The 17,546-nt window shown below is 66.8% G+C and carries 17 protein-coding genes; 4 read left to right on the top strand and 13 right to left on the bottom strand.

All coding sequences use genetic code 11. The features are described from left to right. Nucleotides 1–136 precede the first annotated feature (136 nt). Nucleotides 137–379: a hypothetical protein gene (locus S58_RS13080; protein WP_015665798.1), complete on the top strand. Its 243-nt coding sequence runs from the start codon at nucleotides 137–139 to the stop codon at nucleotides 377–379. Nucleotides 380–747: 368 nt separating this feature from the next. Here the strand turns inward: S58_RS13080 and S58_RS13075 are convergent, their stop codons facing one another. From S58_RS13075 to flgB, 10 genes are all read right to left on the bottom strand, one after another. Then, nucleotides 748–1,452 carry a glutathione S-transferase gene (locus tag S58_RS13075; RefSeq protein WP_015665797.1) on the bottom strand — a complete coding sequence of 235 codons (705 nt, stop codon included), beginning with the start codon at nucleotides 1,450–1,452 and terminating at the stop codon, nucleotides 748–750. A 57-nt stretch (nucleotides 1,453–1,509) separates the two neighbouring features. Further along, nucleotides 1,510–2,193: a hypothetical protein gene (locus S58_RS13070; RefSeq protein ID WP_015665796.1), complete on the bottom strand. Its 684-nt coding sequence runs from the start codon at nucleotides 2,191–2,193 to the stop codon at nucleotides 1,510–1,512. 174 nt (nucleotides 2,194–2,367) lie between these two features. After that, nucleotides 2,368–3,324 carry a Tim44 domain-containing protein gene (locus S58_RS13060; RefSeq protein WP_042340723.1) on the bottom strand — a complete coding sequence of 319 codons (957 nt, stop codon included), beginning with the start codon at nucleotides 3,322–3,324 and terminating at the stop codon, nucleotides 2,368–2,370. A gap of 155 nt (nucleotides 3,325–3,479) precedes the next feature. Further along, nucleotides 3,480–6,044, bottom strand: a complete 2,565-nt coding sequence (cckA, locus tag S58_RS13055) for a cell cycle histidine kinase CckA (RefSeq protein WP_015665794.1) — start codon at nucleotides 6,042–6,044, stop codon at nucleotides 3,480–3,482. 155 nt (nucleotides 6,045–6,199) lie between these two features. Continuing rightward, complete coding sequence (gene flhB / locus S58_RS13050; protein WP_015665793.1) at nucleotides 6,200–7,279, bottom strand: flagellar biosynthesis protein FlhB; 1,080 nt, start codon at nucleotides 7,277–7,279, stop codon at nucleotides 6,200–6,202. Between the two features lie 12 nt (nucleotides 7,280–7,291). Then, the gene (gene fliR, locus S58_RS13045) at nucleotides 7,292–8,059 is read right to left on the bottom strand and encodes a flagellar biosynthetic protein FliR (protein WP_015665792.1); all 768 of its coding nucleotides are present in this window, start codon (nucleotides 8,057–8,059) and stop codon (nucleotides 7,292–7,294) included. Nucleotides 8,060–8,277: 218 nt separating this feature from the next. Then, complete coding sequence (gene fliQ, locus S58_RS13040; RefSeq protein ID WP_042340722.1) at nucleotides 8,278–8,541, bottom strand: flagellar biosynthesis protein FliQ; 264 nt, start codon at nucleotides 8,539–8,541, stop codon at nucleotides 8,278–8,280. Between the two features lie 134 nt (nucleotides 8,542–8,675). Then, complete coding sequence (fliE, locus tag S58_RS13035; RefSeq protein WP_015665790.1) at nucleotides 8,676–9,032, bottom strand: flagellar hook-basal body complex protein FliE; 357 nt, start codon at nucleotides 9,030–9,032, stop codon at nucleotides 8,676–8,678. Between the two features lie 16 nt (nucleotides 9,033–9,048). Then, a complete protein-coding gene (flgC, locus tag S58_RS13030) occupies nucleotides 9,049–9,474 on the bottom strand; it encodes a flagellar basal body rod protein FlgC (RefSeq protein WP_015665789.1) in 426 nt (141 codons plus the stop codon). A 25-nt stretch (nucleotides 9,475–9,499) separates the two neighbouring features. Next, a complete protein-coding gene (flgB, locus tag S58_RS13025; RefSeq protein ID WP_015665788.1) occupies nucleotides 9,500–9,907 on the bottom strand; it encodes a flagellar basal body rod protein FlgB in 408 nt (135 codons plus the stop codon). A 357-nt stretch (nucleotides 9,908–10,264) separates the two neighbouring features. Between flgB and S58_RS13020 the strand changes: the two genes are divergently transcribed. Together S58_RS13020 and fliP are read left to right on the top strand one after the other, a co-directional pair. Then, nucleotides 10,265–11,329, top strand: coding sequence for a flagellar biosynthetic protein FliO (locus tag S58_RS13020; RefSeq protein WP_042339368.1), 1,065 nt, complete (start codon nucleotides 10,265–10,267; stop codon nucleotides 11,327–11,329). Continuing rightward, entirely contained in the window at nucleotides 11,326–12,078 is a 753-nt protein-coding gene (fliP, locus tag S58_RS13015; RefSeq protein ID WP_015665786.1) for a flagellar type III secretion system pore protein FliP, read from the top strand. Before S58_RS13020 ends, fliP begins: the two co-directional genes overlap by 4 nt. 65 nt (nucleotides 12,079–12,143) lie before the next feature. Here the strand turns inward: fliP and S58_RS13010 are convergent, their stop codons facing one another. Then, complete coding sequence (locus S58_RS13010) at nucleotides 12,144–12,806, bottom strand: cation transporter (RefSeq protein ID WP_015665785.1); 663 nt, start codon at nucleotides 12,804–12,806, stop codon at nucleotides 12,144–12,146. A 66-nt stretch (nucleotides 12,807–12,872) separates the two neighbouring features. Here S58_RS13010 and S58_RS13005 point away from each other — a divergent pair, with 66 nt between their 5' ends. Next, complete coding sequence (locus S58_RS13005) at nucleotides 12,873–13,280, top strand: MerR family transcriptional regulator (RefSeq protein ID WP_015665784.1); 408 nt, start codon at nucleotides 12,873–12,875, stop codon at nucleotides 13,278–13,280. Nucleotides 13,281–13,330: 50 nt separating this feature from the next. On the opposite strand, the gene S58_RS13000 is transcribed toward S58_RS13005, so the two are convergent. Together S58_RS13000 and S58_RS38125 are read right to left on the bottom strand one after the other, a co-directional pair. Beyond that, nucleotides 13,331–13,567, bottom strand: a complete 237-nt coding sequence (locus S58_RS13000; RefSeq protein WP_015665783.1) for a hypothetical protein — start codon at nucleotides 13,565–13,567, stop codon at nucleotides 13,331–13,333. Nucleotides 13,568–13,736: 169 nt separating this feature from the next. Then, nucleotides 13,737–17,504 (bottom strand): hypothetical protein, encoded by a 3,768-nt coding sequence (locus S58_RS38125; protein WP_015665782.1) that lies wholly within the window; start codon nucleotides 17,502–17,504, stop codon nucleotides 13,737–13,739. Between the last annotated feature and the right edge of the window lie 42 nt (nucleotides 17,505–17,546).

Genomic DNA, 17,546 nt, shown 5'->3' with positions numbered 1-17,546 from the left:
TTTCTGCACGGCGATGAGCGCCCCGTTCACTATCGCAGCCGCCACCCACAGTTGCAGACAATTCGAACGATCCGGTTGACGAAACATTCGTTGGACATGGCCACGCTGTTCGCAACACCAAGCGAGGAGCTGGACCATGTCCGTTTCGAGCGTCTCGACGTCCTCACCGCCGCCTGCCCCGCCGCCGGTCTCGACCGAGACGAACAAGCCACAGATTCAAGACAATCAGACGCAACAGAGTCAGGCTCAACAGACGCAGAGCCAGCAGACGCAGACCTTCAAGTCCGACAAGACCGGCGACGAAGCGGCCGCTGAGAAGCAGTCGTCACGTCCGCCGCTGCCGCCCGGACAGGGCACGCGCGTCGACATTCTCGCCTGATCATCCCACCTCAGGCCAACTTCGTATGGCGGCGGCGCGCGAAAGCGTCCGCCGCTATACGTGTGAGTTGCTCCTCCAAATGCTGACCAATCCCGGTCGTCTGTGCATCTCGGGCGGCTTGCCGGTGTACCTCGCCCCGCCAGGGCGAAGCGAAGCTTCGCTAGGGCGGGGAGAGGTCGGATTGCATCGTCAGATGCAATCCGGGTGAGGGGGTACAGGTCTATCCACACGCACTTCCCATGCGTCTGCCCCTCACCCCCGCCCTCTCCCCGTGAAGAACGGGGAGAGGGAGCGCAGCGCCGATGACGCACGAGCTTGCCTCTCCAAGATACGAACTCGAAGCTCGCACGACTGCACGCTGTCCCACCTCACTCATCCAGCGCCTTGTAGTGGCGGAAGATGCCGTCCTCGTTGAAGGGGATACGGCGGGGGCTTGTGAGATAGGCTGAGATGTTCGGCCTGGCGGCGACGCGGTCGTGCAGCGCGACGAGGCGTGGGATGCGGCGCTCGAACGCGGCCATCCGGTTCGGGAAGGCATAACGGAGACCGGCGACGATCTGGAACAGCGACAGGTCGACATAGGTCAGCCGGCGCCCGGTGACATAGGCGCCGCCGCTGTTCGCCACGAGCTGTTCGAAATAGCCGAGGAATTTCGGCACCCGCTCGCTCCAGAACTCGGCAGTGCGCCTCTTGGCCGGCGCGCGCTGATCCTCGTAGTACAGCGTCGGCCCCAGGGGATGATGGGTGTCGTGGATCTCGACGACGAAGTCGGTCAAGGTGAGCTGCAATTGATGCAGCCAGGACTGCCCCGCCTCGGTCTTCGGCGCGAGGCCGTGGCGGGGGCCCAGGAACAGCAGGATGTTGGCGGTCTGGCCGATGACGCGGCGGCCCGCCTTCAGGAACGGCGGCGCGAACGGTGGGGTGGCGCTTTCAGCCTCCATCATCGCCGTCATCGCACCGATGCCGTCCTCGCGCGCGACGTCGCGATAGCCGGCTCCCGCCTCCTCCAGCGCGAGCCGCACATATTCGCCGCGGCCCTGGATCATGGGCCAGTAGTAGAGCTCGTAGCGCATGGGCCATCCTCGATGTGATGCGCCCATACGCAGACTGCGAGGGATAGGGACGCGGTGTCAGTTCGCCGCGAAGCAGTATAGCAGCCCGTCGCCGCCGGTGCTCTTGAGATCGGACTGCGAGCAGCCGCCGTCGGGTCCGCGCGAGGGATGGGAATTGTTCCACGACTTCGACGGCTCGTCGTCGCGCAGGCCGATGCGGTCGGAATGGCCGACCATGGCCGCGCCGTGCGTCGCGCTGGTCCAGTTGCGGCAGGTGCGGTCCTCGCCGGCGGCGAACGCCGTCCCGTCGGCCTGCGAGCCGGTCAGCACGTCGTGACGGTTCGGCGTATCCCCGCGGCCATTGATCACCTCGCCCTTTTCGCTCAGCGCGGTCTGCTTGCTGAGGTTGTTGGCGCCATGCAGCTCGGTGACGTCCTTGGCGACGACCACGCCCTTGGCGTTCTGCCACGGGCCCTTGCCGATGCGGTCGCGCGCATTGACGGCCGGCTGGCCGTCGGCGGCCTGGGTCGACAGATAAGCGCGCCAGGTCTTGGCACCGGCGCCGGCCGCCTGCGCCAGGGTCTGGCAGTGTTTGTCGGCGCCGGCGAGGCCGCCGAGATCGCCGCCATTGCCGGGGCCGCTGCTGGTCAGAAAGAAGCTCATGCCGGCGCTCTGCGCGGCCGCGGGCGCGATCAGGCCGGGCGCAGCGGAAACTGCGGCGAGCAGCGCGCTCGCGCGCATGATGGTGCGGATCGATGTCATGGCTGTCCTCCCTCGTGGATGTCGTTGGCGCATCGCTTGCGCGCGATGTCGTGGGTGCCTGTGGAACCCGTTACGCGTCGGATTATTCCGTGCGGAACGGGCAAAGCAAAGGCGCCGCGGATGGCTCCGCGGCGCCTGATGATCATCTCAAAGCCTTGGCTCAGCTGACCTGGCTCAGCTGACCTGCTGGATCGCCGACAGCTGCCAGTCGGCGCCGGGGTGACGCAGGAAGGTCCAGATCTCCGTGACCTCCTGCGGCTGGTCGGAGCCTTCGACCACGCGGCCCGAGGCGCGCTCGACCGTCTTGTCGGTCAGGGTGAAGCGCAGCGCCACCGTGGCGTAGTCGGCGCCGTTCTCGCGCCAGGCTTCGGAGAGGTCGCCCTGCAGCAGCTTCACACCGGAGACCTTGTTGACCACGCCGCGGGCCTGGTTCTCCTCGAGATCGCGCTCGAAATAGGACGCCATCTCGGGCGTCGACGACAGCCGCAGGCGGCCGACGTCCTCGTTCGACCAGGCCTGCTGGATCTCGCCGAGCAGCCGCTCGAACGCCTCATAGTCGGCCGGCTGGATCTGCAGCGGCGGCGCGTTGCTGCTGCCGCCGAAGCCTCCGAAGCCGCCGAGGCCGGAGCGGAAGCCCTGCTGGCCGTCGGCCGGCGACGGGCCGGAGGCATAGGCCGGCTGGTTGCGGCGCTGCCACCAGGCCATCGCCATGCGCACAAGGAACACCACCAGCACCACCTGCAGGATCAGGCCGAGGATCGAGGCGAAGCCGCCGAGGCCGGAGAACAGGCCGCCGCCGAACAGCATGCCGAACAGGCCGGCGCCGAGGAACCCGGCTGCGAGGCCGCCCAGAAGGCCGCCGGCGCGGCCACCGAACAGCCCGCCGCGCGACGGCTGGGCGGTGTTGAAGCCGCCAGGCTGGCCCGGCTGGGTGATGGTGCGGTTGAACTGGGACGCCGATCCGGGCGCCGTGGAGGTCGAAGGCGGCGCCGAGAAGGTGCGCGTGCCGCGGGAGCCCGAGCTGGAGCCGCCGCCGATCCGGGCGTCGGCCGCCGAGACGGCGAGCACCGTCGGCAGCGCCAGTGAAAGGGCCACGGCCATCGCCTTGAGGAGGCCGCTTTTGCGCTGCATGAAGCTCATCTTGGTTTCCCATCAATCCCCGGAATGGGGATGCCCGTAAGATGGGCACGTTGGCGGAAAAAGGAAGGCGGCACGAGGCCGCGCGGCTGCGGCGCTGGGTCGCGGGATGAACCCGCTCGGCCGCCTTGCCAGGGTCCTCCGGTAACCTATTGCAGTGCCATGGTTTCCTTGACCGCCGCCACCAGCTGGCTGAGCGTGAAGGGCTTTGGCAGGAACGCGAACTGCTGGTTCTCGGGCAGGCTCTTCTCGAACGCATCCTCGGCATAGCCCGAGACGAAGATGATCTTGATCTCCGGATTCTTCTCCCGCATCACCTTCAGCAGCGTCGGCCCGTCCATCTCCGGCATCACCACGTCCGAGACCACGAGATCGAGCACGCCATTGCACTCCTCCAGCGCCTCCATGGCCTCGATGCCGTTCGAGGCCTCGATCACGCTGTAGCCGCGCGAGCGCAGGCCGCGCGCATTCAGCGCCCGCAGGCCCTCCTCGTCCTCGACCAGCAGGATGGTGCCCTGCCCTGTCAGGTCCGCGCGCGGCTTCGGCGCCTCGGCAGCGGCCGGCTCCCTGGCGGCGCCATTGACGGCCTGCGGCTCGGCCTGAACCTCCGGCACGACGTGATGGCGCGGCAGGAAGATCTGGAACGAGGTGCCCTTGCCGACCTCGCTGTCGACATAGATGAAGCCGCCGGTCTGCTTGATGATGCCGTAGACGGTCGAGAGCCCGAGCCCGGTGCCCTTGCCGACCTCCTTGGTCGAGAAGAACGGCTCGAAGATCTTCTCGCGGATTTCGGCCGGGATGCCGGTGCCGGTGTCGCTGATCTCGATCCGGACGTAGTCGGCGATCGGCATGCCCTTGTAGGCCGCCTGCGCGACCTCCTCGGCCGAGACGTTGGCGGTGCGCACCGAGAGCTTGCCGCCGTCCGGCATCGCGTCGCGGGCATTGACCGCGAGATTCACCACCACCTGCTCGAACTGCGAGACGTCGACCTTGACCGGCCAGAGGTCGCGGCCATGGGCGAGATCGAGCTTGACCTTCTCGCCGATCAGCCGGCGCAAGAGCATCGTCAGGTCCGACAGCGCATCGCCGAGATCGAGCACCTGCGGCCGCAAGGTCTGCCGGCGCGAGAAGGCGAGCAGCTGCCGCACCAGCGTCGCGGCGCGCGTCGCGTTCTGCTTGATCTGCATGATGTCCTGGAACGACGGATCGGTCGGCTTGTGCGCGTTCAGCAGGAAGTCGTTGGCCATCATGATGGCCGAGAGCACGTTGTTGAAGTCGTGGGCGATGCCGCCGGCGAGCTGGCCGACCATCTCCATCTTCTGCGACTGGTTGATCTGGTTCTCCAGCGCGCGACGCTCGGTGGTCTCGAGCATGTAGACGATCGCGGCCTCGGTCTCGCGCTCGTCGACATCGACGGCGGTGACGAAGAACTGGCCGAAGCGCTCTTTCGGCCCGTCCAGCATCACCTCGACCGGCGGAATGTCCGCCTGCCCTTCGCTGGCCTGGTTGATCGCGGCGATGAGGAGATGCCGGTCGCGCTGGCTGACGGCGCGGAAGATCGACTTCGCCGCGGCGGCATCGCCGCTGACGCTCTGCGCCAGCTTGGCAAAGCGCGCATTGGCGCGCACCACGGCGCCGCCGCGGTCGACGGTCGCGATCGCCATCGGCGTATGGTCGAAGAAGCGCATGAAGCGCACCTCGGCGGCGCGCTCCGGATCGGAGCGCTCGTCGCGGGCACGGCTGATGACCAGGGTGCGCGAGGCGCCCGGCTTGCCGTCGGCGCCGAAGGCGAGCTTGTGATAGAGCCGCGCCGGCATGGTCTTGCCGCCGCGCATCTTCAGGTCGATGTCGAACACTTCGGTCCGGACCTCGCCGGGCACCGCGACGATCGAGCTCAGCAGCGAGGCGCCGTCGCCAGAGACGACATCGGCGAGCTTCAGCCCGCCCGAGCCGATCTCGGCGAGATCGTAGTCGAGCCAGTTGGCGAGCGTCGCATTGACGTAGACCAGGCTGCCCTCGGGGTTGACCGAGAAGAAGCCGCACGGCGCATGGTCGAGATATTCGATCGCATGCTGCAGCTCCTGGAACACGTCCTCCTGGCGCTCGCGATCCCGCGTGATGTCGGCGATCGACCACACCGCATAGCGGGCATGGCGCTTGGTCTGGCCAAGCGGACGGACGCGCATGCGCAGCCAGCGGCCCTGGCCGCCCTCGGAGGCGGTGATGCGGACCTCTTCCTGCTGCCGCTTGCCCTCGCGGGCCGCCTTGAGCAGGCGGAACACGGCTTCGGAGACGTCGGGATTGCCGATGAAGACGCGCTCGACGGGACGCGCCTCCTGCGGGCTCGCCGCTCCCGTCATGGTGAGATAGGCGGCGTTGGCATACACGACATGGCCGCGCGGATCGGTCACCGCGAGCCCGTCGAAGGCGTGATCGGCGATGGCGCCCATGACCGGATCATCGGTCGCCTTGTCGGCGAAACGGACGATGCCGGCGGCAAACGCAAACAGATTGAACAGGCCGACAGTGGCGAGCAGCGACAGCAGACCGAGAATATAGGGCTGGGCCTGGGCGCGACCGATCGTCATCAGCGCGATCGCGACCGCGACGAGGCCGAACGCCACCAGCAGAATCAGCAGAATGCTGCCGCTGCGGCGCGGCCGCTCCGGCAGGTTCACCTGGTCCGGTGCATCGTTGTCTGATTCGGCGCTCATGGCGAGGGGACGCGACCTGTCGGCTGAGAGCCGCAGCCCGTTCGCGCGGCCTCCGCTTCCACCTGCCTGAATCGACGGGTCAAGCGCAAGCCCGTCAAGCCGATATTCCATGATTTATCCGTATTTTGCGGCCCGATCCCGGACCGAATCGGTTGTCATTGCGGGCGTCCCGAGAGGCTGCGCCGCAGCCCCATCACGTAGCCGATGATCTCCGCGACCGCGTGATAATGTTCCACCGGGATCTCCTCGTCGATCTCGACCGTGGCGTAGAGCGCGCGCGCCAGCGGCACGTTCTCGACGATCGGGATGTCGTGCGCCCGAGCGATCTCCCGGATCTTGAAGGCGATGTTGTCGACGCCCTTGGCGACGCAGACCGGCGCCGACATGCCGCGCTCGTAGGACAGTGCGACCGAGTAGTGGGTCGGGTTGGTGATGATCACGGAGGCCTTGGGAACCGCGGCCATCATGCGCTTCTTCATGCGCTGCTGGCGGATCTGCCGGATGCGGCCCTTGACGTGCGGGTCGCCTTCCGACTGCTTGAATTCTTCCTTCATCTCCTGCAGCGACATCTTCTGGCGCTCGTACCATTGCCGGTACTGGAACAGATAATCGCCGATCGCGACCAGCGCGAGCAGCGCGACCACCGAGCCCATCAGATGCTTGGTCAGCGACATCGTCACGCCGAGCAATTCGCTGACGTCGAGATGCAGCAGCGATTCCAGGCGCAGCCGCTCCGGCCACAGGATCATCACCATGACGGTGCCGAGCAGCACCAGCTTGAAGATGCCCTTCGCGAAGTTGACCGCAGCCTGCTTGCCGAACAGCCGCTTGGCCCCGGCCAGCGGCGAGATCTTGCTGAAGGTCGGCTTCAGCGGCTCGCCGGACCAGACCAGGCGGTGCTGCATCATGTTGCCGGCGATCGCCGCCAGCATCACCATCAGGATCGGAACGCCGATCGCGGCGATCACGACGAACGACAGGCTGCGCGCCAGCGCGAGCAGGGCCGCACCGTCGGTGTGAATCATCCAGGAGTTGGCGACAAGGTTGCGCAGCGGCACCAGCACGGCGCTGCCGATCGAGCCCGAGAAGGTCGACATCACCAAGGTCGCGGCGGCGATCACGAACCAGGTGTTGAGCTCCTGGCTCTTGACGACATCGCCACGCTCGAGCGCCTGGTCGAGCCGTTTTTGCGTCGGGTCTTCTGTTTTGTCTTCGGAATCGCCTTCATCGGCCATCGGTCAGGCCCCTCACCGCGGCATCATCTCGTGCATGACGCCTTCGAAATAGCCGAGAAACGTTCCCATCATCGCGGTCAACACCGCCGCGAAGACCACGAATCCGATCAGGATCGAGAGCGGCGCGCCGACGAAATAGACCTGCATCTGCGGCATCAGCCGCGCCAGCACGCCGAGCCCGATGTTGAAGACCAGGCCGAACACCAGGAACGGCGCCGACAATTGCAGGCCGATCTTGAAGGCGGCGGCAAACGCCTTGGTCGCCAGCGAGGCGACGTCGCCGCTCGGAACGAGCTCGCCCGGCGCAAAAATCTTGTAGCTGTCGCTGAGCGCCGCAATGACCAGGTGGTGGCTGTCGGTCGAGAACAGCAACGTCACCCCGAGCATGGTGAGGAAGTTGCCGATCAGGACGCCCTGCTGTCCCTGCGTCGGATCGACCGCGGTGACGAACCCCAGCCCCATCTGCTGCGCGATCACCGAGCCCGCGACCTGCAGCGCCGACAGCGTGACCCGCGCGGTCGCGCCGAGCACGATGCCGATCACGATTTCGTGCACCATCATCACCAGCAACGGCGCCAGCGACTGCAGGTCGACCTGATAGGCCTGACGGTTGAGCGGCAGCACGATCATCGTCAGCAGCAGCGCGATGGAGAGCTTGATGCGGACGGGAATGTTGACCTCGCCGAGCCCCGGCAGCAGCATCACCATCGCGCCGATGCGCGCGAAGGCCAGCATGAACACCGCCGCGAGCGTCGGAAGGAACGAGATGTCGATGCGCATCGTCCGCGGTCCCGGCCCCGGCGGCCGCAAGCTGGTGCGGCACGGCGGTCTGCAAAGAAATGACCCGGCGGGAGCTGGCCCGGCAAGAGCCGGCCTTCAACGCGCAAAGCCGAAAGGCCGCTCGCGCCCGATCGAAAGCAGCAGCGCCCCCCGCACCGCTCCTCACGACCGGTCGCAGCGCCCTTGCAAGGGACAGCTCTGCCGCGCCGGACATTGCCTCATCCGCCGATGATTCGCGACGAGATCCGCATCATGTGCGAATGCAGCGCGTCGGCCATGAACGGCAGCGCCAGCAGCAGCGTCACGAAGATCGCGATGATCTTCGGCACGAACACCAGGGTCTGCTCCTGAATCTGCGTGAGCGCCTGGAACAGCGACACGATCACGCCGACGACGAGCCCGACCACCATCAATGGCGACGAGACGATCACGATGGTCCATATCGCATCGCGCGCCACGTCGAGCGTTTCAGCTCCGGTCATGTCCTGTCGCCCCTCATCGTCCGTCAGCGCCTGGTCGGCGCCTTTCATTGCACGCAGCTCCGGCACATCCGGCCCCGCAGGTCATGTGGCGTGACGCGTCCCCACGCGTCACGCCCGATGCGCTCGAAGCGAGCTCAGATCGTCATCTTCATCACGTCTTCATAGGCCTGGATCACGCGGTCGCGCACCGAGACCAGCGTCGACACCGCGACGTCGGTTTCGGCGACTGCGGTGACGACATCCATCACGTTCGCCTTGCCCGAGGCCATCGCGACCGACTGACTGTCGGATTTGCGTCCAGCCTCCATGACGCTGCCGATCGCGTCCTTCAGCACCGCGCTGAACGACGGACCACCCTTGTCGGCGCCGGCACCATTGCCGAGGACGTCGCGCACGCGCGCAAGTCCGCCGAAGGCGTTGCCCGAACCGCTGGTGTCGAGCACGCGGGCGGAATTCGCATAGGCATTCGCTGCGGAGATTGGGGAGGCCATGACTTTCGTTCCTGTCCTAGGTCTTCAGAATGTCGAGTGTGCGTTGGATCATGCGGCGCGTCGCGCCGATGATGTTCAAATTCGCCTCGTAGGACCGCTGTGCATCACGCATGTCGGTCATTTCGATGAGCGGATTGACGTTGGGGTACTTGACATTGCCGGTCGCGTCCGCGGCCGGGTTACTCGGATCGTATTTGACGCGGAACGAAGATTGATCAGGCACGACCCTGCCCAGGGCCACCACCTTGGCGTCGAGCGTACGGTCGAGCGCCGAGGTGAATGTCGGGACCTTGCGCCGATACGGATCGCCACCGGCTTTGGCCGCGGTCGAATCGGCATTGGCGACGTTTTCGGAAATAACGCGCATACGCCCCGCCTGCGCACGCAGGCCGGAGGTTGCGATGCTCATCGAGCGCAGGAAATCGCTGGAGTCGTTTGCCATGCTTGTCGGTCTCCCCTAATCGGGCTCAGCCCTTGCCGATCGCCGTCTTCAACAGATGCAGGCTCTTGCCGTACAGCGAGGTCGCGGCGGCATAGTCCATCTGGTTGGCGGAGACCTTCAGCATTTCCTCTTCGAGGCTGACCGCGTTGCCGGCCGGCCGCGTCTGAAATCCGACCTTGCGGTTCTGGTCGAAGCTCGCGCTCTCGCCCGACGACGGCACGATGTGCGCGGCGCTGGTGCGCGTCAGCGACAGGGGCGCAAAGCCACCCACCGCCTGGCCGGTTGAATTGAACTTCGGCTCAACCAGGTCCCGTGGCTTGAAGTTGGGCGTATCCGAATTGGATACGTTCTCCGCCAGCACGCGCTGCCGCTCCTGGTGCCACTGCATCTTGGTACGCAATGCCGACAACACGGGCAGATCGTTGATGGACATGGCGCTGCTCAGTTCTGTCCGACTACCGGACGGTTTCGGTAGGTAGAAATTGCCGTGCATATGGTTAACAGGGGGTTAAGAAGCGGTGCGGTAGACCCCGGGAATATCCCGGGGTTTTGACACTTTCTTAGGAAATTGCCGGCCACTGCACCGATCCGTGCTTCAAATCGGGACGGACCGGCTCGCCAAGAAGTCGTTTTGGCCCGGCCGATTCATGGGTTATTAAGATACCGAACGGCAGTTCCTGCCGTTTTGCGTTAACGGGTTGGTTCCGGTTCTGAGGGCCTCGTTCACTGACGCTGTCGCGTCGGACAGAGGAGAGACTTCGAAAGGACGCGGTATTTGCCGGGGACAGAGATGCAGGCGCTGACGTTCTTCTTTGCTTTTCTTGCCGTACTGGCACTGATGGGCCTTGCCGCATGGCTGGTTCGCCGGTTCGCCGGCAATCGCCTCGGCACCAATCCGAATCGCGGCCGCATGCCCCGGCTCGCCGTGATCGATGCCGCGGCCGTCGACGGCCGCCGCCGTCTCGTGCTGGTGCGTCGTGACAACATCGAGCATCTCCTGATGATCGGCGGCCCGACCGACATCGTGGTCGAATCGAACATCGTGCGCGCGATGCCGGCGCGCGAGCAGTTGCCGCAGCGGCCGGGGATCAATGCCGAACCGCCGGCAGCCCGCATCGCGCCGCTGCCCGAGACGCCGTCCTGGAGCGAGAACGAGTCGAAGAGCGACGCGGCCGAACATTCCGAACCGCAGATTCCGGAACTGCCGTCCCGCCCGCTGCGCCCGTCATTCATCGACGAGGTCCGGCGGACCGCGCCGGCTGCAGCCGAGCGGCGCGAGCCGCCGCCCGCCTTCCCGCCCGAACCGCCGCTTCCGCCGCGCCGCGCCGACCCGCGCCAGGATGCGCGTGGCGACCTGCGGGGCGAATCGCGTAGCGGCGACGAGTCGCGCCTGGAGCCACGTCCCGAGCGGGTGGCGCGGGGCGAGCCGGCGATGCCGCGCCCGCTGCGGCCGGCCGAGCCGCAGCGCCAGGCCGAAGCGCCGCGCCCGCCGGAAGGCCCTCGGCTGCCGCCAGTGCGCGCCGCGGAACGGGCGGAACGTGTCGAGCGCGCCGAACGCGTGGCCGCGCCGCCGCTGCCGCCGGTTGCCCAGATGCCTCCGCCGCCCCCGGCGCCGCCGCCACAGCCGGCGGATCAGAGCGCCGAAGCCAATCTGGCGGAGATGGCGCAACGGCTCGAGGCGGCGCTGCGGCGCCCGTCGGCCGATCCGGCTGCTGCGCCTGCGGGTGGCCCCGCAGCCCTGCGCCCTGCCCGCGGCGAGCCGATACCGTCGCAAGCCACGCCAGCGAAGACGAGCTTCGAGAATCTGGAGGACGAGATGGCCTCGCTGCTCGGACGTCCGAAGTCCTCGCAGTGAGATCGCAGTTCTTTCCGCGTAGAGTTGTCTTCATCGCTGTCCTGATTGCCGCCGGTTCACTGGCGGGGAGCGCGGCTGCGCAGGACATCAGCATCAATCTCGGGCCGAGCAATGGCGGCGTCACCGAGCGCGCGGTCCAGCTGATCGCGCTGCTCACGGTGCTGTCGATCGCGCCGTCGATCCTGATCATGATGACGTCGTTCACGCGGATCGTGGTCGTGCTGTCGCTGCTGCGCACCGCGATGGGCACGGCGACCGCGCCGCCCAACTCCGTCATCATCGCGCTGGCGATGTTCCTGACCGCCTTCGTGATGGGTCCGGTGCTGCAGAAATCCTATGACGACGGCGTCCGGCCACTGATCGAGAACCAGATCGGCGTCGAGGACGCGCTGCAGCGCGCCTCGGTGCCGCTGCGCGGCTTCATGCAGAAGAACGTGCGCGAGAAGGACCTGAAGCTGTTCATGGACCTGTCCGGCGAGGCGCCCCCGGCAACGCCCGACGAACTGTCGCTGCGTATCCTGGTGCCGGCCTTCATGATCTCCGAGCTCAAGCGCGCCTTCGAGATCGGCTTCCTGTTGTTCCTGCCGTTCCTGATCATCGACCTCGTGGTCGCCTCGGTCTTGATGTCGATGGGCATGATGATGCTGCCGCCCGTGGTGGTGTCGCTGCCGTTCAAGCTGATCTTCTTCGTGCTGGTCGACGGCTGGTCGCTGGTGGCCGGCAGCCTGGTGCAGAGCTACGGCGGGTAGGTTTCACCTCTCATGATGAGCGAGAGGCGGTCGGTTCGCGACCTCCCATTGACACCTGCCCTCGATCAGTTCGCCCGGATTGGGCTTGCGATGGGACGCGATGCGGAGGAGCCGCGTAACTCCATGCGAGCTCGCTGTATGATGTGCCAGCCGCCGCTCAAACCAAGCGCGGCCATGATCGCCGCGACAATGAGATCCGGCCAGGCCGTGCCGGTGCCGAACACACCGGCTGCGGCCGCGAGTACGGCGAGGTTGCCGATCGCATCGTTCCGGGAGCAGATCCAGACCGACCGCATATTCGCCTCGCCGACGCGGAATCGATAGAGCATGAGGGCCACGCCTGCATTGGCGACAAGAGCGAGCATGCCGACGATCCCCATCGTCTTCGCCTCCGGAAGGGTGCCCGCAATTGCGTGCCAGACAGCGGAGGCAAGGACGAGGACGCCGAGCAGGACGAGCGACCAGCCCTTCAGAAGGGCGGCGCGCGCTCGCCAGGTCAGCGCGAGTCCCGCCACTCCGAGGCTGATCGCATAGTTGGCCGTATCACCGAGGAAGTCGATTGCGTCCGCCTGCAGCGAGGCCGATCCGGCCGCCACGCCTGCTGCGATCTCGGCCAAAAACATCGCCCCGTTGATGGCCAACGCAATCCAGAGCGCGCGACGCCAGCGGGGGCTGTCCAGCTCCCTTGGAGTGGAAGAGGAGCAGCAGTCGTCATGGCAACCGGCCATATCGTCGCCTCTTACAAGATGATGCGACGTCCTATATGGACCCTGTAGCCACTACAGGGTCAAGCCATGTCACGACTGACCATCGGAGACCTCGCGAAGCGGACCGGCACCAAGGTGGAGACGGTCCGGTACTATGAGCGGATCGGTCTGCTACCGATTCCGCCGAGAACCGAGGGCAACTACCGCGCCTATGACAACGACCAACTCGGGCGACTGAGCTTCATTCGGCGTGCCCGCGATTTGGGCTTCTCCATCGACCAGGTCCGCGACCTGCTGGACCTCGCCGATCAGCGCGACCGCTCGTGCGAAGCGGTTGACGTCATCGCGGGCCAACACCTGGCAGAGATCGAACGCAAGATCGCAGACCTCGTGGCGCTGCGTGACGAGCTTGCCGATGTCATAGGGCGCTGCAAGCACGGCACCGTTGCCGACTGCCGCATCATCGAAGCGCTTGCGCCGCACAGCCCTGACTGAAGGAACAAGGCAATTGCTGATCTACGCGCTTCGGACGGAGTCCGAACAGCTCACCCCGCGACGTCGTACTGCTTGCTCAGATGGTCGCCGATCTGCACCAGCAGGGCGACGCATTCGGGATAGCCGGGGCGTGTTGCCGTGCCGGGATCGGCCTTGGCGCGGAACTCCCATTTGGTGCCCCAGCGCAGCACCGAGATCGCCATCCCGTCAGGACAGTCGGCATGTGCCTTCAGCTCGGCCTTGGCCATCGCGATGAGTTCGGCCTCTGTCTTGGTCGGCTTGGTCATGGAATCGCGTCCTGCGGCTCTGCGCGCTGGTTCGTGCACCAGGGATCAAGCCGGTTCGGCGGCCGCGCGCCTTGATTCCGCGCAAGGTGCCGCGTTCAGCTGCAGCTGTCGAGAGTATCGCGAGCATTGGCCGCAGCATGCGCGCGCGTGACACGCGCCGCGGCGGTGATCAGCGGCCCGCGATCGCCTGCTTGACGCCCTGGATGCGGGGCAAGGTGCCGGTCGCCTCCGACGGGGCCTTGCCAGCATCCTTGGCCGCGTCCTTGCCGGCGTCCGGTCCCTTGCCGGTGGCATCGGGGAAGCGCGCGCGCATGTCGCGCAGGAAGCCGTCGAGCGTGTCGACGCTGGCTGCCATCTTGGCGATCTGGGCGAATTCGGCGCTGGAGCCGCTGGCCGGCTTGCTCGCGACGTCGAACGCGATCTTGTCGGCCTCCCCGGTCATCAGCGGCGCATATTTTTCGCGGAACCGGGAGAGACCGATCGCGTCGTCCGCCAGCGCGTAGCCGACGACGGCACGCAGGATGTCGCCGCGCTCGGCCGGATTGAGCGGGCGGAAATCGCGCCAGCGGTCGCCGTAGTACAGCTCGATCTGTTCGGACGCCTCGCGCCAGCGCCGCGACGCCCAGTAGATGTCGGAGCGCAGCCGGATCGCCTCGCGGCCGCCGATATTGGAGATGATGTCGAGCCCGAGGTCATAGCGCCCGATGTCGCTGTTGGCACGCGCCTCCAGCAGCAGCCGCTGCTGACGCAGCTCGCCCGAGAGATCGGCGATGCGGGTGGTGCGCAGTGCCTCGATGGCACGGTCCGGCTTGCGGTTGGTGAGATAGACCATGGCGAGGCGCGCGGCGACCTGGGCGCGCGCCGCGCCTTCGAGGCGGTGGTCGACCTGGTACTGCAGGAGCTCGGCGGCCTGGTCGAGCAGATCGATGCCGACCAGGCGATCGGCGAGCTTGCGGATCATCTCGTCGCCGCGGCGGCCGATCGGGGTCAGCTCGCGAAAGCCGTAGAAGATGCTGAGCGCATCGACCGGCGGCAGCTCGTCGGCTTTGCCGTTCAGGAACAGCTGCGAGAACAGGCGCGAGGCGGCATCCTGGGCCTGGCGGGCCATGTCGGAGTTGGGCATCAGGCGGGTCGCCAGGCGCGCGGCTTCCAGCGAATCCGCGTAGCGCCCGGCCTCCTCGTAGAGCTGCGACATCATCTGCAGGGTCTGGACCTCGACGGCGTCACCGCGCCAGATCGCCTGCAGCGTCTCCAGGTCCTTCAGCGCATCGGCCGGCTTGATCTCGCCGCGCTTCTGCAACAGCTTGATCTCGAACAGCTTGGCTTCGGCTGCGGCCGGGCGGTCGTCGGAATTGATGGCGAGGCGATACTCGTCGAGCGCATCCTTTTCCTGCGCCATCGCTTCACCCAGCCGGCCGCGCAGCACGGCCACGTCGGGCTTCATGTCGGGTGGCACGCCGATCACGTCGAGCTCGGCGCGGCGCTTGGCGGCGCCGGCAAAATCCTTGATCTCGAGCGCCGACTTCATCGCGTCGGCGATGACGACGCGCTGCAGGTCGAGCGGCAGCGAGGCGATCGCGAACTCGACGTTCTTCAGCTTCTCGCGCGCATCGGCAAACTTGCCCTGGCGCGCATAGGCCAGGCCCTTCCACATCTGCGAGTCGAAATTGTTGCCGATCGAGGCGTTGCCGAGATCCTTCAGGCCCTGATCCGGTCGGCCCATCAGGATGCTGGCGACCGCGTGGATCATCAGCATCGCGGTCTCGTCGGTGCGCGGATCGCTGTCGGAGATCATCAGATTGGTGACGCCGCGCGCTTCCGGATACATCGCGCGCGCCATGTAGAACCGCGCCAGCGCCAGGCGTGCCTGGGCCCGCCGCTCGGGCTCGGCGCTCGCCGCCGCCTTGATCAGCATGTCCTCGCGCGGCACGAAGGGCAGCGTCTGGTTCTGCTGCCACTCGTCGACGTCGAACATCGGCCGCACGGCGGCCGGCGCCCGCTCCGGCGAGAAGCCGATCGAGGACAGGGTCAGCCCGCCCGGCCGCCCCAGGATCACCTTGTCGGGCGCGATCTCGACGGCGATATCCTCGGAGTTCGGACGCACCGCGATGCCGTGGATGGAATCGAGCAGCGACAGGTCGACGAAATCCTGACGCTTGATGAAGCCGCGGATCGGCGGCGGCGCCGTCACCACCAGCAGCGTATCGCCGGCATCGGGATCGGTCAGCCGGTGCAGCAAACCGGCACCGGGATTGGCGAGCGGCACCACGACATTGGCGAGCGCGGGATCGGTGACGTTGCGCATCACCATCAGCGGCTGCTGGTTCGTCTGCCCCTTGTCCGCGAATGACAGCGTCCAGCTGCGGCCGCCATCGTCGCTGCCGAGCGAATGCATCTGCGGCCGGTTGAGGCGGAGGCGGATCGCCTGGCCCTTGTCGAGCGGCATCCTGTTGACCTCGCCGATGATGGCCCCGCCCTTGGCGCGGATCGGCTCGACATCGACGGGCTTCGTCGAATCGAACACCATCCACACCGTGTCGCCGCGGCGGAACAGCGCCGCCGGCGTGACCTGGCCGAAGCCGAAGGTCAGCCGCAGGCCCTCGCTGTCGCGCAGTGCCTCCAGCGTGGCAGCATCGGCAGGCTTCTCGGCCGATTTCTCCGCAGCCTTGGCGGGTTCAGGTTTGGCAGGTTCAGATTTCGCAGCCTCCGGTTTCACAGCCTCGGGCTTGGTCATCTCCGCCTGGACCGCTTCCATCTTCGGCGCTTCGGGCTTTGCAGCCTCGGTCTGCGGCGCCTCGGACTTGACGGCTTCCTTGGCAGCTTCCTTCGGAGCTTCCTTAGCAGTTTCGGCCTTCACTGCGGGCGCCGGCGTGGCTGCCGCAGCAGGCTGCGCCGGCTCCGTCGCTGGCGCTGCAATCGCCGGCGCGGGCTTGGCCTCCGCCTTCATCTCCTTGGCGATGGTCTCGGAGGTCGGCTGCACGATCTCGGGCTGCGCCGCAGGCTTCGGTTTCTCGCCATTGGACTTGTCGCCGTTGGCTTTCTCGGCAGCCGCCGCCTTGGCGCCCGGCAGCGTGTCCGAGCTGACCGCGGCCACCTTCTTGTCCGGCTGCGCATAGGCGACGTCGATGTTGTAGTTCTTCTCCTCGCGGAAGGCGTGGACATCGACCTCCCCGATCATGCCGATCTCGACCACGGTCTTGCTGCCGTCGATGCGCTGGTTGATCGCGGCCACGTTGGGCGGCGCCACGATCTTGGCGTCGGCGAGATCGAACGACAGCGGCGCGGTGAAGAACAGCGACAGCTTCTGGTCGTTGAGCACCGAGGAAATGCCGACGCCGTCGGGAATCTCGAAAACGAAGCGCACGAAGGTCGGCTGCACCAGGGCGCGCACGCGGATCGGCGGCCGCTTCTTCGATTCCGCCTCGGCGCGCTGCAGCCGCAGCGCCCGCTCGGCGACCCGAGCGCGCTCGGCGAGCTCGCGCACGACCTCGGCCGGCAGCGGCGGCGGCGGACCGGTCCAGCTGTCCGGCAACAGGTCGATGAACACGCGCTCGCCGGCGGTCATGGTGTTGACGCGGACCTTGCGCGACAGCGACAGCCGCAGCGCCGAGCCGTCGGGATCGCCGCGCGCCGAGGAGATGTAGTCGGGCGCGGCATCGACCCAGCGATCGATCAGCACGTTGGCGGGACGGTCGAACCTGATCAGCAGGATCGAGCCGGCGGTGACGACGTCGGCTCCGACATCCTCGGAGAACTTCAGCACCAGCCTTGCATAGCCGTTTGCGGCGGAAAGGCTGGCCTCGCCCGGCACCGGCGCGGCGCCGGCCGCGACCGTCGACAGCATCAGTCCGATCAGGATCGCCGACACCAGCGCAAGGCCGGCGCGGATGCGCGCGCGGGCCTGCGACCGCAATCTCGTGGGAGTCGTGCGCGACATGGTCACAAGCTTCCAGTTCGATATCCGTTGACTTGACGGATA

It is taken from the genome of Bradyrhizobium oligotrophicum S58 (assembly GCF_000344805.1).
Taxonomy (GTDB): domain Bacteria; phylum Pseudomonadota; class Alphaproteobacteria; order Rhizobiales; family Xanthobacteraceae; genus Bradyrhizobium; species Bradyrhizobium oligotrophicum.
Note: the sequence above shows the minus strand (reverse complement) of the source record. Positions and strands in the feature narration are given on the sequence as shown.